14 protein-coding genes and 1 pseudogene are annotated in these 13,897 nt (G+C 49.7%); 1 reads left to right on the forward strand and 14 read right to left on the reverse strand.

Going from position 1 to position 13,897, the window contains the following annotated elements; all coding sequences use genetic code 11:
• Positions 1–521, reverse strand: a pseudogene (locus ABYP73_RS05605) (hypothetical protein); the annotation flags it as partial.
• 58 nt (positions 522–579) lie between these two features.
• Between ABYP73_RS05605 and ABYP73_RS05610 the strand changes: the two are divergent.
• Positions 580–1,413, forward strand: a complete 834-nt coding sequence (locus ABYP73_RS05610) for a DUF1853 family protein (protein WP_372946623.1) — start codon at positions 580–582, stop codon at positions 1,411–1,413.
• Positions 1,414–1,416: 3 nt separating this feature from the next.
• Here the strand turns inward: ABYP73_RS05610 and hisIE are convergent, their stop codons facing one another.
• The 13 genes from hisIE to sucD all read right to left on the reverse strand — a co-directional run bounded on the left by hisIE (position 1,417) and on the right by sucD (position 13,884).
• Positions 1,417–2,025 (reverse strand): bifunctional phosphoribosyl-AMP cyclohydrolase/phosphoribosyl-ATP diphosphatase HisIE, encoded by a 609-nt coding sequence (gene hisIE, locus ABYP73_RS05615; RefSeq protein WP_372973698.1) that lies wholly within the window; start codon positions 2,023–2,025, stop codon positions 1,417–1,419.
• A gap of 19 nt (positions 2,026–2,044) precedes the next feature.
• On the reverse strand, positions 2,045–2,800 hold the full coding sequence (gene hisF / locus ABYP73_RS05620; RefSeq protein WP_372973699.1) for an imidazole glycerol phosphate synthase subunit HisF: 756 nt from the start codon (positions 2,798–2,800) through the stop codon (positions 2,045–2,047).
• Positions 2,794–3,321: a DinB family protein gene (locus ABYP73_RS05625; protein WP_372973700.1), complete on the reverse strand. Its 528-nt coding sequence runs from the start codon at positions 3,319–3,321 to the stop codon at positions 2,794–2,796. The genes hisF and ABYP73_RS05625 overlap by 7 nt, the downstream gene beginning before the upstream one ends.
• The gene (gene hisA / locus ABYP73_RS05630) at positions 3,318–4,058 is read right to left on the reverse strand and encodes a 1-(5-phosphoribosyl)-5-[(5-phosphoribosylamino)methylideneamino]imidazole-4-carboxamide isomerase (RefSeq protein ID WP_372973701.1); all 741 of its coding nucleotides are present in this window, start codon (positions 4,056–4,058) and stop codon (positions 3,318–3,320) included. The genes ABYP73_RS05625 and hisA overlap by 4 nt, the downstream gene beginning before the upstream one ends.
• 9 nt (positions 4,059–4,067) lie before the next feature.
• Complete coding sequence (gene hisH, locus ABYP73_RS05635) at positions 4,068–4,649, reverse strand: imidazole glycerol phosphate synthase subunit HisH (RefSeq protein ID WP_372973702.1); 582 nt, start codon at positions 4,647–4,649, stop codon at positions 4,068–4,070.
• Positions 4,650–4,659: 10 nt separating this feature from the next.
• Positions 4,660–5,808, reverse strand: coding sequence for a bifunctional histidinol-phosphatase/imidazoleglycerol-phosphate dehydratase HisB (gene hisB, locus ABYP73_RS05640; protein ID WP_372973703.1), 1,149 nt, complete (start codon positions 5,806–5,808; stop codon positions 4,660–4,662).
• On the reverse strand, positions 5,805–6,866 hold the full coding sequence (gene hisC / locus ABYP73_RS05645; protein WP_372973704.1) for a histidinol-phosphate transaminase: 1,062 nt from the start codon (positions 6,864–6,866) through the stop codon (positions 5,805–5,807). Before hisC ends, hisB begins: the two co-directional genes overlap by 4 nt.
• 1 nt (position 6,867) lies before the next feature.
• On the reverse strand, positions 6,868–8,172 hold the full coding sequence (gene hisD, locus ABYP73_RS05650) for a histidinol dehydrogenase (protein ID WP_372973705.1): 1,305 nt from the start codon (positions 8,170–8,172) through the stop codon (positions 6,868–6,870).
• A gap of 6 nt (positions 8,173–8,178) precedes the next feature.
• Entirely contained in the window at positions 8,179–9,033 is an 855-nt protein-coding gene (gene hisG, locus ABYP73_RS05655; RefSeq protein WP_372973706.1) for an ATP phosphoribosyltransferase, read from the reverse strand.
• A 193-nt stretch (positions 9,034–9,226) separates the two neighbouring features.
• On the reverse strand, positions 9,227–10,042 hold the full coding sequence (locus ABYP73_RS05660; RefSeq protein WP_372973707.1) for a prohibitin family protein: 816 nt from the start codon (positions 10,040–10,042) through the stop codon (positions 9,227–9,229).
• Between the two features lie 10 nt (positions 10,043–10,052).
• Entirely contained in the window at positions 10,053–12,086 is a 2,034-nt protein-coding gene (locus ABYP73_RS05665; RefSeq protein WP_372973708.1) for a VWA domain-containing protein, read from the reverse strand.
• A gap of 73 nt (positions 12,087–12,159) precedes the next feature.
• Positions 12,160–12,906 carry a 3-oxoacyl-[acyl-carrier-protein] reductase gene (gene fabG, locus ABYP73_RS05670; protein ID WP_372946648.1) on the reverse strand — a complete coding sequence of 249 codons (747 nt, stop codon included), beginning with the start codon at positions 12,904–12,906 and terminating at the stop codon, positions 12,160–12,162.
• Between the two features lie 105 nt (positions 12,907–13,011).
• Positions 13,012–13,884 (reverse strand): succinate--CoA ligase subunit alpha, encoded by an 873-nt coding sequence (gene sucD / locus ABYP73_RS05675; RefSeq protein WP_372973709.1) that lies wholly within the window; start codon positions 13,882–13,884, stop codon positions 13,012–13,014.
• Positions 13,885–13,897 lie beyond the last annotated feature (13 nt).

Raw genomic sequence — 13,897 nt, forward strand, 5'->3', positions numbered from 1 at the left:
AGGGAAAAACCATCCAGTCCGTGGTTTACCTGGGCATTTTTCAGGCTTTCCGTCATGGAGATCCTGTCTAGTGAGTCCCCGAAATGATAATCCCTGAAATCGCCTGTGTGTTCGTCTCCTGCACCCGACTTCCCGGTTCGGTGGTTTCCGGAACCGCTGCGTTTGATCTTTCCAAAAATCTGGTCAAGCGCCCTTTGCCGGATGATGCGCTCCATCTTTGCAGTGATGGACAGCAGGCCTTTTCCCGGGACCCCTTCTCCGTCTTCTCCCTGGCTGGGATCGATCTCTTCACGCAGATACCCTTTGGCCTTCAGGTCTTCGATAAAATCATCTATGGTATAATCCTCATCCGTCAGGTCGTATTCCTTGTCGAGTTCCCTCAACCAGTCCAATGCCTCCTCCACATCCCCTGAGGTGTGGGTGATGAGTTCCTGGAAGATCTCAAAGAGTTTTTCGAAGGGGGTTTGTTCAGGCGCCTCGTAATTGGTAAATCGAAAGCCGGATCTGATTTTCATAGCCATAGCATAAAAATACTATATTTCACGGTACGTGCAGGCCTTTTAAATAAACCTTAACGGTTTGCGTATTTTAGTTTCCATGGAGGACCGATTCACCGACTTGGCCAGGGGTTTTCTGCAAACCCCTCCCCTCTGGACCCGCTCCCAGTTCGGCATAGAGCAGTTCCAGGTGCCGGAGATCGACCTTTCTGCGATCAAACCGGAAGCCTTCGCTTCCGGCATGAGGCTGGGACACAAAATGGAGCGTGTGTTCCTGTCATTGCTCAGAGGGCAGAAAACTTATAAGCTGATCGGGCAAAATATCCTGGTAACCCAAGAAAAAATAACATTGGGCGAGATCGATTTCCTACTCAGGCATGTACAGGAGGATCGTGCTGTTCACGTAGAGCTGACCTATAAATTCTACCTGGTCGACACAGACATGAGCGAACCCATGTACCAGCTGGTAGGGCCAAACAGGAAGGATATGTTCTTTACCAAACTCGATAAATTAAAGGAGGGCCAGTTCTCCCTGCCGCATTCTGAAGAAGGCACAAAGGCCCTTGAGACATTAGGGCTTCATCCGGCTAACCTGGATCAGAAAGTCTGTTTTAAGGCGCAACTCTTCATCCCTTATAAAGCGGAGAGGGTGAGGATAAGGCCCCTGAATACCCGTTGTATAGTCGGTACCTGGATGCGGATGGGAGATTTTGAATCTACCGCATTCCGCCAGCACAAGTACTACTTTCCAACGAAGGAACTCTGGGTGGTAAATCCCTTTGATACTGAAAGTTGGATTCCTTATTATGATGCTTTACTCGAAATTAATTTCCGTGTGCTGAAGCATCAATCTACCCTGGTCTGGATGAAAAAGACCGATGGTACATTTGAAAAATTCTTCGTGGTCTGGTGGTAGAATTTAGGTAACCGCCTTGTGCCTTTCTTCGAGTACATCCACTACCCGATCCAGGGAAAATCCCCTTGCCCTTTGAAGGATGAGGAAATGAAAGAGCAGATCTGCACTTTCGTTTAAAAAACGATCGTCATGCGCATCTTTGGCTTCGATGACCACCTCTATGGCTTCTTCCCCCACTTTTTGGGCGATCTTGTTGATCCCCTTTTCAAAAAGGGAAGCTACATAACTCTGGTCCCCTGAGGCATTCTTTTGCCTGGAGGCGATGATCCCTTCCAGATCGGAAAGAAACCCATAAGTGATTTTGTTGTCTTCCCCCCAGCAGGTATCCGTGCCCAGGTGACAGGTGGGGCCTTCAGGGGTTACCCTGATCAGGAGGGTATCCTTATCACAATCTTCCTGAATATCTTCTACAAGGAGGAAGTTACCGCTCTCCTCTCCCTTGGTCCAGAGCCTGTTCTTAGTGCGACTGAAAAAGGTCACCTTTCCGGTCTTCATGGTCTGCTCAAGGGCTTCGTGGTTCATGTAGCCCAGCATGAGAACGTTCTTTGTACGCACATCCTGTATGATAGCCGGTACAAGGTTATCCTGGTTCTTGTCGAAATTCAGTGCCATATCCCTTTTTTTTATTTTGTTATAGTCTCATCGGGATCCCGTGATTCCCGAGGTATTGCTTTAATTCCATGATCTCTATCTCCCGAAAGTGGAATACACTTGCTGCGAGGGCGGCATCGGCCTTTCCCTTTGTAAAGGTATTCAGGAAATGATCCCGGGTTCCCGCACCTCCGGAGGCAATGACGGGGATGTTCACCAGGGAGGATAGTTTGGCCAGTGCTTCGTTGGCAAAGCCATTTTTGGTACCATCGTGGTTCATGGAGGTAAAGAGGATCTCCCCTGCACCCCTACTTTCTACCTCCTGAGCCCATTCGAACAGATCGAGTTCTGTAGGCACTTTTCCCCCAACCAGGTGAACCTTCCAGGATCCGTCGATCTGCTTGGCATCGATGGCGACCACAATGCACTGGGACCCAAATTTTGCGACCAGTTCATCGATCAGTTGTGGATTCTTCACCGCAGAGGAATTGACGGAGATCTTATCCGCACCGTTGTGGAGCAAACGACTCACGTCCTCAACGGAGGAGATCCCGCCTCCCACGGTAAAAGGGATATTGACGCGTTCAGCAACCCGATGTACCAGGTCTGCCAGCGTCCTCCTCTCCTCTTCTGTTGCAGAGATATCGAGGAAAACCAGTTCATCAGCCCCTTCCTGCGCATACCGGGCGGCCAGCTCAACGGGGTCGCCGGCATCCCTCAAATCCACAAAATTGATCCCTTTTACGGTACGCCCGTTTTTAATATCCAGACAGGGTATGATCCTCTTGGTCAGCATCCGTTTTTATTTTTGATATTCAGGTCGACCCCCTCATAAAACCCCAGGTCTCTGTTCTTCAGCGATTTGGTCCAGAAGGCGATTTGTCCTGTGTGATAGGAAAAATGCTCTACTACATGGAGTACAATGCCTGCCCCGCTCAGATCGAAGCCCTGTACCTTGTAATAGTTCGTCAACTGCTCGTCTGACAGGTTTTTTAGCGCACTCTTGACTTCCTGCATCAAAGCGTGGATTTGCTCCATCAATTCCCTCTTCGACAGTCCGCCCTGAACGGCAAATTCCGCATCCCGCTCCCGCAGGTCTTCCGCTCCTCCCAGTCCGGCCAAGATGTACTGGGTGATGTTGCCGCGCAGGTGCACCAGGATATTACCTACGCTGTTGGAGGTTTCATTGGGTCTTTTCCACACTTCCTCTTCCTTCAGGAAATCAAGGCTCTTCTGCAGCATCCTCATGTTCTCTTCTATCCTGAAAAGGGCGTTTTCAATAAATTCCCGGGCCAGATCAGATCTTTTCGTTTTCATGCCGTTAAGATATAAGACTCCAGTTCTTTCATGCTGATCTTTTTCTCATAGATCGCCTTGCCGAGGATCGCCCCCTCGCACCCCAGCGCCTGCAATTCATAAAGGTCATCCATCCTGCTGATCCCCCCACTGGCAATCAGGCTGATACCGGGCTTGCCTTCGACCTGCGTCTTCTCCAGAATCTTTTGGTAGAGTCGGACAGAAGGGCCTTCCAGCATCCCGTCCTTGTCGATATCTGTACAGATCACATATTTTATCCCCTCTCCCTGGTACCTTTGGATGAAGGGGATCAATTCTTCGCCTGTGCCCTCCTGCCAGCCGGAAACTGCGATTTTTTCATCCATGGCATCGGCTCCGAGAATGATCCTTTCGGCCCCATACTCCTCCAACCAGCCCAGGAATACGTCTTTTTTCTTCACGGCGATACTGCCCCCCGTAATCTGCCTTGCCCCGGATTCAAATGCGATCCTCAGGTCTTCATCCGCTTTGAGTCCGCCCCCGAAATCCACTTTCAGGGAGGTCCTGGAAGCGATCTGCTCCAGTACTTTGTGATTGACAATATGACTCGACTTAGCCCCGTCCAGATCCACCAAATGAAGATACTCCACCCCATGCGCTTCAAATTTCTTGGCCATTTCGAGCGGGTCCTCACTGTAAACCTTTTTAGTGCCGTAATCCCCTTTGGAAAGCCGGACGCATTTGCCCTCTATAATGTCTATGGCTGGTATGATTCTCATCTCTTTACGTTAGAGCGTTATAAAATTCTTTAATATCTGCTCTCCTATTGTACTGCTTTTCTCCGGATGGAATTGCACTCCCCAGAAATTATCCTTCCATACGGCGCTGCTGTAGAGAATCCCATAATCAGTTACTGCAATGGTATCCTCACACAGGGGAGCGTAATAACTGTGGACCAGGTAGATGTATCCGTTTTCAGGGATTTCATCAAACAATGGGGTTTTGAGGTTGCGAATCTGGTTCCAACCGATCTGAGGTACCTTGAGGTCGTCGGAGAATCGTTTGACATCCACGTCAAAAATTCCGAGTCCCCTGGTCTCCCCTTCTTCTGAATACCTGCACATCAGCTGCATACCCAGGCAGATCCCGAGCACAGGTTGGGTCAGGGCGGGAATCAATTCCTCCAGGCCGTGCTGTCTCAATTTCTTCATCGCGCTACTCGCCTCCCCAACCCCGGGAAAAATGACCTTATCCGCATTTTTTATGACCTCTGGGTCATCTGAGAGGGTGGCGGTATAGCCCAGGCGATCCAAAGCAAAGATTATACTCTGAATGTTACCGGCACCGTAATCAATTATGACGATCTTCATTGTCGATTCCCTAAAGCATTCCCTTCGTAGAGGGGAGTATCATTTTTTCCGTATCCCGTTTCACAGCCATTTTGATGGCTTTGGCAAAGGCCTTGAAAATAGCCTCGATCTTGTGGTGTTCATTGACTCCTTCGGCCTTTATGTTCAAATTGGCCTTAGCCCCGTCTGTAAAGGATTTAAAGAAATGGAAGAACATCTCGGTGGGCATGTCACCGATCTTTTCCCTCTTGAACTCAGCCTCCCATACCAGCCAGTTGCGGCCTCCAAAATCGATCGCCACCTGTGCCAGGCAATCGTCCATAGGGAGGCAAAAGCCGTATCGTTCAATCCCCAGCTTGTCGCCAAGGGCCTTGTGGAACACTTCTCCCAGGGCTATGGCCGTGTCTTCAATGGTGTGGTGTTCGTCTATTTCCAGGTCTCCTTTGACCTTTATGGCCAGGTCGATTTGTCCGTGTCTCGCCAGTTGATCCAGCATATGGTCAAAGAAAGGAAGTCCGGTCGATATATCGCTTTGTCCGCTCCCATCCAGGTTCAGGCTGATCGAGATCTGGGTTTCCCGGGTGTCCCTGCTGTGCTGGGAACTGCGGTTTCCGAGTCTCAAGAATTCGTAGATCTCCTTCCAGGAGGCCGTCTCCAGGCCAATACAGGCCTTGATCTCCTCCTCCTTGGCAGAGAGTTCGTCATTTCCCAGAGCGGTGTGATTGTTGATAAATATTCCTTTGGCATTCAGGTTTTTGGCTAGCTCCATATCGGTGAGACGATCCCCGATAACAAAAGAATTTTCCAGGTCGTAATCCCCTTTCATGTACGGGATTAAAAGACCTGTTTTCGGCTTCCTGGTCGGGGCATTCTCACTGGGGAATGTCCTGTCTATCAACACCTCTTTGAACCTGATCCCCTCCTTTTCCAGGGTGTCCATCATAAAATTCTGTACAGGCCAGAAAGTTTCTTCCGGGAAGGAATCCGTACCCAGGCCGTCCTGATTGGTCACCATTACGAGTTCATAGGACAACTCCCTTGTTATCCTGCCCAGCCAGGTAAAGACCCCGGGGTAGAATTCGAGTTTTTCAAAGGCATCGATCTGTTCGTCCTGGGGCTCCCTGATCAGAGTGCCGTCCCTATCGATGAACAGGACCTTGGTTTTTTCTGAAGTTTTCATTTCAATTCATTTAAAGCTGCGATGAGGCGGCGGTTCTCCTCCGGAGTTCCCACGGTAAACCTCAGGCAATTTTCACATAGGGGCTGACCAGACCTGTTGCGGACGATAAATCCCTTTTCCAGAAGCCCCTCATACCTCAGGTTGGCATCATCAACGACAGCCAGAATAAAATTGGCATCACTCGGATAGACACGCTCTACGTAATCCAAAGCCGATAACGCGCGTTCGAGTTCTTTCCTTTCCGTTCGCAGTACCTCCACCTCTTCCTTGACCCGCCCGGCCTCTTTTAGCCTTTGAAGGGCCGTGCGCTGTGTGAGCTCATTGACATTGTACGGAGGCTTGATCTTGTTCAGGACAGCGATCACCTCCCTCGAGGCAAAACAGCTCCCGAGGCGTATCCCGGCCATACCATAGGCTTTGGAAAAGGTCTGGGTGACTGCCAGGTTGGGATAGGTATCAAGGGTATTGATCCAGCTGGTTTTACCGGAAAAATCAATATAAGCCTCATCGAGAACCACCAGGCCTGTAAATCGGTCTAATAAGCCTTCGATTTGCTCGTTGGGAATGCAGTTCCCGGTAGGATTGTTGGGGGAACACAGAAAGATCATCCGCGTATTTTCGTCTACGGCATTGAAAATGCCATCGAGGTCCAGCGTGAAATCCCTTTTCAGCAGGACCTTCCTGTTCTCAATATTGTTGAGGGATGACAGAACACCGTACATCCCATAGGTCGGCGGCACTGTGATCACATTATCTCTCCCGGGCTCACAAAAAGCTCGAAAGAACAGATCCAGGACTTCGTCGCTTCCGTTTCCGAGCAGGATCTGGTCCTGATTAACCCCTTTAAGCCCGGAGAGGACCGATTTCAGGGTACGCTGCTGCGGGTCAGGGTATCGGTTGATCCCATCCCCGAAGGGATTCTCATTGGCATCCAGGAAGATCTTTTCACTCCCATCGGAAACGTATTCATCCCGGGCCGAGGAATAGGGTGTCATATTCCTGACATTTTCCCTGACCAGGCGATTGAGATCAAATTGTGTTGATTTTGCGGACTCCATCCTATTCTCCCTTCTGTAATTTCTGTTTCAAAAGTTCTTTTCTGAGCGTCACCGCGTTCCTGTGAGCCTGTAAACCCTCTGCTTCGGCCATGATCTCTATAGTCTCGCCCAGGTCCATGATTCCTTCTTCCGATATCTTCTGGAAGGTGATGCTCTTGGTAAAACTGTCCAGATTTACCCCGCTGTATTGCCTGGCATAGCCGTTGGTAGGCAGGGTGTGGTTGGTTCCGGAAGCGTAGTCTCCCGCACTCTCCGGGGTGTAATTACCGATAAAAACGGAACCTGCGTTTGCCGTTTTCTCCAAATAGTATTCTTCATCGTCTGTACACAGGATATAGTGCTCCGGTCCGTAGGTATTGATCAGATCAATGGCCGCGTCGCGGTCAGACATGTAGATAAGCCTGCTGTTGCCAATTGCTTTTCGGGCGATCTCCTTCCTGGGGAGTGCATCGAGCTGAGACGTTACTTCCTCCTCCACTTTTGTAAGCAAAGATCTGGAGGTTGTTACCAGGACCACCTGGCTGTCCGTGCCGTGTTCGGCCTGACTCAACAGGTCGGCCGCAACAAAGGAGGGCAATGCCGAATCATCAGCCATAACCAGAAGTTCACTGGGGCCGGCTGGCATATCTATAGCAACCCCGTATTTCGTGGCCAGTTGTTTAGCTACGGTCACATACTGGTTGCCGGGGCCGAAGATCTTGTAAACCCGGGGAATGGTCGGGGTTCCGAAGGTCATGGCTGCCACCGCCTGAATCCCGCCTACTTTGTAGATTTTGTCAATACCGCAAAGGGAAGCTGTATAGAGCACAACGGGCGGCAGGTTGCCGTTCTTGTCAGGGGGGCTGCACAGGACGATTTCATCACAGCCTGCAATTTTTGCCGGTATGGCCAGCATGAGGATGGTGGAAAAGAGGGGCGCCGTACCTCCGGGAATGTACAGTCCCACCTTTTGAATAGGTCTTTTCTGTTGCCAGCAAACGACTCCGGGCGAAGTCTCCACTTTAACGGGAGGGGTCTTCTGAGCTTCGTGGAATTTATAGATATTGTCATACGCCCGTCCGATGGCCCTTTTCAGGCCTTCGTCTATGGCCTGTTCGGCCTCCCCGATCTCTTTTTCCCCAACCAGAGGGGAGGCAAGGGATACCCGGTCAAATTTCTCGGTGTATTCTTTGACCGCATCATCTCCTTTTTTCCTGACAGAAAGGAAAACCTCATTAACCGTATCCTCTATATCGCCAACGGTGAAAGTAGGTCTGGACAGGATATCATCCCACTCCTTTCTGTCCGGATCGTAGTACTTCTTCATTCGGAACTAGATTACCATTTTTTCAATAGGACATACCAGGATCCCTTCTGCCCCGGCCTGCCTTAATTCGTCTATCACTTCCCAGAATTTGTCCTTGTTGATCACTGAGTGCACCGAACTCCAGCCCTCTTCTGCCAAAGGCAGGACCGTGGGGCTTCGCATCCCGGGTAGCAAGTCGATCACCTTATCGATCTTGTCATTGGGCACGTTCATCAGCACGTATTTTGACTGACGCCCGGCCAGCACGGACCGCATCCTGAATTGAAGTTTCTCCAGGATATCCTGTTGTGCCTTCCCAATCCTAGGAGAGACAGCCAGTACTGCCTCACTGCTGAGGATCTTCTCCACCTCCTTGAGGTTGTTCTTGAACAATGTGCTGCCGCTGGAAACGATATCGCAGATCGCGTCTGCGAGTCCGATATTGGGAGCGATCTCTACAGACCCGTTGATGATGTGCAGTTCTGCCTCTACCCCTTGTTCTTTCAGGTAGGTTTCCACAGTATTGGGATAGGAAGTGGCTATTCTTTTACCCTGAAGATCGGCGATAGAATCGTATTTCATCGCCTTGGGAACAGCCAGGGATACACGGCATTTAGAAAATCCGAGCTTTTCGGCTATGTCTATATCCGTTCCTTTTTCTACCAGAACATTGCTGCCGATGATCGCCACATCGACAACCCCATCTCTCAAATATTGGGGAATGTCCCCATTTCGTAAATAAAATACCTCCAGAGGGAAATTCCTGGCAGAAGCTTTGAGCTGGTCCTTTCCGTTATCTATGGAGATCCCGCAGTCCTTGAGGATGTTCAGGGAATCCTCATTGAGACGTCCGGCTTTTTGAATGGCAATTTTTAATTTCATGCTTAGCCTATTTATCGCTTTGGAGCTAAAAACAAAACCCGTTTGATTGCTCAAACGGGTTCGGATATTTTTTGAATACAACAATACATTCCTAACCTGCTTGAGGGCGAGATGCGGAATGATGATGTGTATTATTTACTTTCATACGGAGCAAAAGTAGAATTTATTTTGAACCTGCAAAAATTTCGCTGGCTTAATTATTTCCTAAAATAATCGGCAAGCCAGATTCCCCGGATCCAACCACAACTACTTTGGCATTGGGTGATTCGGAAAGTTTCAAGGTAGCTTCAATCCCTTTGTCCTGAAGGATCTTGTCTGTCAGTGACGCGCTGAGGATACGGTTAGCATCCGCTTTACCCTGGGCCTCAATGCGCTGCCTCTCAGCCTCTTTTTCAGCAGTCACCAGCCTGAACTCATATTCCAGGGATTCCTGTTCCTGCTTTAATTTGCGCTCAATCGCATCTTTGATCGTTGGGGGCAGCGTCACGTCACGGACCAGAACCTCATTGAGCTGTATGTACTGCCCGTCAACAATTTTCTTTGTCTCTTCATAGATCTCAGCCTGGATGGCATCCCGCTTACTGGAATACAGCTGTTCAGGTGTATAGCGCCCTACAACACTCCTGGCCGCAGACCGTATCGTTGGAAGAAGTACCCTTTGCACATAGGCCTCCCCTTTTTCCTGGTGCAATTTACCGAGTTCTTCATACTTAGGCTCAAACCAGGCAGAAGCATCCAACTTGATCTCCAAACCGTTTGAAGAAAGCACCTGCATCTTCTCAAACACCTCCTGCTGTCTTACTTCATAAATAAATACCTTATTCCAGGGTGCTACAAGATGGAAGCCCTCTCCCAAAGGGGGCTCATCGGTAACCACCCCGTCCCCGAAGGTCCTGTAAAGTACTCCGGCCTCTCCGGAGCCAATGGTAATGGCTGATTTTGATATGAGGATCACCAGTACGATGACGATAAAAATTGCTGGTAACGTAATTTTTGGAAGTTTGTCCATTCGTGTGTATTTAAATTAATCCGTTGTATTTCCGGATAAACCATTCCGCCGCAAGAGCCATAACGATCCATCCCAGAAGTATTTTGAAGTCGATCAAAGATACGACATTTTCTGTGCTTTTTTGGACCGGTGAGAATCTTGGATCTTCTGAGAGCTCATCGATCAGGGCCGACAACTGATCAGGGTAGTACAAACTACCTCCACTGCCTTCCGACAGCATTCCCAACCTGTTTGGGTCACTGGAAACAAAAAGTTGCTCCAGGTTGAAGTCCTCTATCCTGAACCTGCCATCAGAGCGTATGTCCTGTCCTTCCACCGTCACGGAAAAACTGTATTCTCCCGGTGGCAGATCACTCAGGTCTGTTTCATACTGATTATCGGCCAGCACCATATTTTGCCGGGCGGTATATTCATGGTCAGTCCCCCGAATACTGATCTTTAATTCGGCTTCCGGATCAAAAACGAAGGTAGCATCGTAGAAGGTGGCCTTGATCTTCCTGTCTGAGGCCGCGTTATAGGCCTGTTCATAACTCACAGCGAGCCGTTTCCTCTTACCATCGGAAGTGAGGTAGAGCACGATCTTATCCATCAATCGGTCGAAATTTTCAAAACCCTGGTCATTCCTGAAAGATTGCAGCCTCCATTTCCAAATATTTTCCCCAAACAGGAAGGCGTGCCGGGTTTCTTCATCACTCATGATGGAGAGCATAGGTTCTTGGAGGTTAACGCCTCTGACCTGCTGGTCGAGTATGCTTTCATTGGGCTTTGTGATCAGGATTTCACCCAGGGTACCCAGCAAAGGGGGAAACTCCTCCACCGAAAAATCTGAAATATCGAAAAGTCCAAAAGCGGGGTTTATCACTGGAAGTATTTCCTCGGTCTGGTTGAAATTACTGACCTGCAGCCCTTTTTGCATCCTGTTCAGGAAGGTGAAGTCGGTACGCGGACCGGCGATGGTAAATGTATTAAGGCCCGACTGAAGGATGAAATCATACACGCCTGAAAAAGACCTGCCCGGTTGATAGAGGATCAACATGTCAAATTCACTTAATTCCCCTGCTGTGGCCCTGGAATTGACGAGGTCAACACGCCTTTGCTCATTGTTTTCAATAGCCTTGATCAGGGCACCTATGTCCGGATGGGCCATGTCTGAAACGATCCCGACCCGGGTTTTTTCATCAATGACCTCTATAGTGGTACGCCAGCGGTTGTTCGCCGTGTTTTTCTCACCGGGAATGGAATCAAGGGTCAGTAGCAATGATTTGAGCCCGACCTCCGAAGCGAGGAGACTTGTGCTGATCTTCATGGAGTTGTTCTCCGCGCTCAGGTTCACATTTCGTCGAAAAACATTCCGGCCATCCAGGCGTACGTCGAGTCGGCTGGAGATTGAATCTCTTCCCTGGTAGGTCAAAAAGATTTCTACAGGAAAGCTATTCTCTAAAAAGACGTATTTGTTAAGGTTCACCCGACTGATCTTCAGGTCGGCATAACGGGTGGTATCACCCACCACCAGTGAAAACAAGGGAAAATTGAGCTCAGGACCCAGGTATTCATAAGCCCTCCCAAGGGTCTGATTCCCGTCAGTGACAAGGACTGCGACGGCGTTCTCACGTCCATAGACGGTTTTGAGGGCTGTAAGGGCCCCTGAGAGATCGGATACCTCCCCCTGAAAACCCAGACTGTCCAAGGCATTCAGCTCTCGTCCAAAGCCATAGCTGTTGATATGGAATCTGTCTGAAAGCGAGCTTGCCCCTGTAAGATCGGTTAAAATCTGCCTGACCCTGTCAGCAGCACCGGCATTCTGAATGGATTCCGAATCATCGAACAGCAGGACGAGGTTCTGTTTACTTGTGGTGACTGTTGTTTTAGAGATCTTTGGATTCAGAAGAAGGAGGAATAGGCCAAAGACCGACAGGAAACGCAACAGCGCCAGTACATGGGTAGGGTTACGCCTGGCACCCGCTCTAAAATAGTATTGCCACCAGACCAGCAGCGCAGAAATAAGGGCAGCAAGCAGCATACCCAGAACGGTTGCCGTTTGCATTATTCACTTCTTTTTGTCGCTTTCCTCAATGGGTACCTTTGGATAACTGATCTCCCGGAGTAAATAGATTAAATCAGGTAAGCATTCCTCCGTCTACGTGGAGCACCTGGCCGCTGACATAGGAAGACAGGTCTGATGCCAGGAACAGACAGGCATTGGCCACATCTTCCGGGGTACCGCCCCTTTTGAGGGGAATGGCATCCCTCCATCCCTGTACCGTTTTCTCATCGAGCTTCCCGGTCATTTCCGTTTCTATAAAACCTGGCGCTATAGCGTTGCAGCGGATGTTTCTGGATCCCAACTCAAGGGCGACCGATTTTGTGAACCCGATGATCCCAGCCTTGGAGGCGGCATAATTGGTCTGGCCCGCATTGCCTTTTACCCCTACCACACTGCTCATGTTAATGATAGACCCGCTTCTCTGCTTGAGCAGGGTTCGCTGTACGGCTTTTGTCATATTAAAAACCGACTTCAGGTTGATCTCGATCACGGAATCAAAATCCTCTTCCGTCATCCTCATCAGCAGGTTGTCTTTGGTGATCCCTGCGTTATTGATCAAAACATCGATCCCGCCAAAATCCTCGACGACGGCAGCCACCAGATCCTCGCACGCCTTGTAATCTGCTGCGTTGCTCTTGTAGGCTTTGGCCTTCACCCCTGTGGAGCCGAGTTCTTTTTCCAAGGCCACAGCCGGGCCTTCACTTGAACTGTAAGTAAAGGCGACATTGGCGCCGTGGGCGGCAAAAACTTTAGCTATCCCGGTCCCGATCCCCCTGCTGGCACCGGTGATGATCACATTCTTTCCTTCTAACAATTTCATATGGTTGTCGGTATTCGTTTCACGTTCTTCAAAGATACATTTTGTGTTGCGTAAGGCGAAAAAAAAATCCCGAACATGTCGGGATTTCTGTAGCAATCGATGGGATCACCCCATTACTTCCTTTACTTTTTTGCCAATGTCTGCCGGAGAGTCCACCACGTGGATCCCGCATTCTCTCATGATTCTTTTCTTAGCCTGGGCTGTATCGTCACTGCCTCCGACGATAGCGCCGGCATGCCCCATCGTCCTTCCGGCCGGGGCTGTTTCCCCAGCGATAAACCCTACGATGGGCTTTTTGCTGCCACTCTCCTTATACCAGTTGGCCGCATCGGCTTCCAGTTGCCCTCCTATCTCACCGATCATCACCACACAATGGGTCTCAGGGTCATTGATCAGCAATTTAACGGCTTCTTTGGTGGTTGTTCCAATAATTGGGTCCCCACCTATCCCGATAGCAGTAGTGATGCCAAGGCCCTGGCGCACCACCTGGTCTGCAGCCTCATACGTAAGCGTTCCGGATTTGGAAACGATCCCTACGTGTCCTTTTTTAAACACAAAGCCCGGCATGATACCCACCTTGGCTTCTCCCGGAGTAATGACCCCGGGGCAGTTGGGTCCGATCAGCGTACAATCCTTATCCCGGATATAGTCGTAGGCTTTAACCATGTCCTCAACAGGAATGCCTTCGGTGATGGTAATGATCACTTTGATGCCAGCACTGGCCGCTTCCATGATGGCATCAGCCGCAAATGCAGGTGGAACGAATATGATAGTGGTATCTGCTCCAACTTTCTCCACCGCTTCTTCAACCGTATTGAATACGGGTTTTCCCAGATGAGTCTGTCCGCCTTTCCCTGGAGTGACTCCTCCTACTACATTGGTTCCGTATTCGATCATCTGCTCGGCGTGAAAAGTTCCCTCACTACCGGTAAAACCTTGTACAATGATCTTAGAATTCTTGTCGACTAATACGCTCATGATTTATTTTTTA

This window comes from Muriicola sp., from assembly GCF_041567615.1.
GTDB lineage: Bacteria > Bacteroidota > Bacteroidia > Flavobacteriales > Flavobacteriaceae > Muriicola.

Excerpts from the sequence above, each read along its gene's own strand:
- hisIE (WP_372973698.1), bottom strand. The coding sequence starts at position 2,025 with ATGGCACTGAATTTCGACAAGAACCAGGATAACCTTGTACCGGCTATC.
- hisF (WP_372973699.1), bottom strand. The coding sequence starts at position 2,800 with ATGCTGACCAAGAGGATCATACCCTGTCTGGATATTAAAAACGGGCGT.
- ABYP73_RS05625 (WP_372973700.1), bottom strand. The coding sequence starts at position 3,321 with ATGAAAACGAAAAGATCTGATCTGGCCCGGGAATTTATTGAAAACGCC.
- hisA (WP_372973701.1), bottom strand. The coding sequence starts at position 4,058 with ATGAGAATCATACCAGCCATAGACATTATAGAGGGCAAATGCGTCCGG.
- hisH (WP_372973702.1), bottom strand. The coding sequence starts at position 4,649 with ATGAAGATCGTCATAATTGATTACGGTGCCGGTAACATTCAGAGTATA.
- hisB (WP_372973703.1), bottom strand. The coding sequence starts at position 5,808 with ATGAAAACTTCAGAAAAAACCAAGGTCCTGTTCATCGATAGGGACGGC.
- hisC (WP_372973704.1), bottom strand. The coding sequence starts at position 6,866 with ATGGAGTCCGCAAAATCAACACAATTTGATCTCAATCGCCTGGTCAGG.
- hisD (WP_372973705.1), bottom strand. The coding sequence starts at position 8,172 with ATGAAGAAGTACTACGATCCGGACAGAAAGGAGTGGGATGATATCCTG.
- hisG (WP_372973706.1), bottom strand. The coding sequence starts at position 9,033 with ATGAAATTAAAAATTGCCATTCAAAAAGCCGGACGTCTCAATGAGGAT.
- ABYP73_RS05660 (WP_372973707.1), bottom strand. The coding sequence starts at position 10,042 with ATGGACAAACTTCCAAAAATTACGTTACCAGCAATTTTTATCGTCATC.
- ABYP73_RS05665 (WP_372973708.1), bottom strand. The coding sequence starts at position 12,086 with ATGCAAACGGCAACCGTTCTGGGTATGCTGCTTGCTGCCCTTATTTCT.
- fabG (WP_372946648.1), bottom strand. The coding sequence starts at position 12,906 with ATGAAATTGTTAGAAGGAAAGAATGTGATCATCACCGGTGCCAGCAGG.
- sucD (WP_372973709.1), bottom strand. The coding sequence starts at position 13,884 with ATGAGCGTATTAGTCGACAAGAATTCTAAGATCATTGTACAAGGTTTT.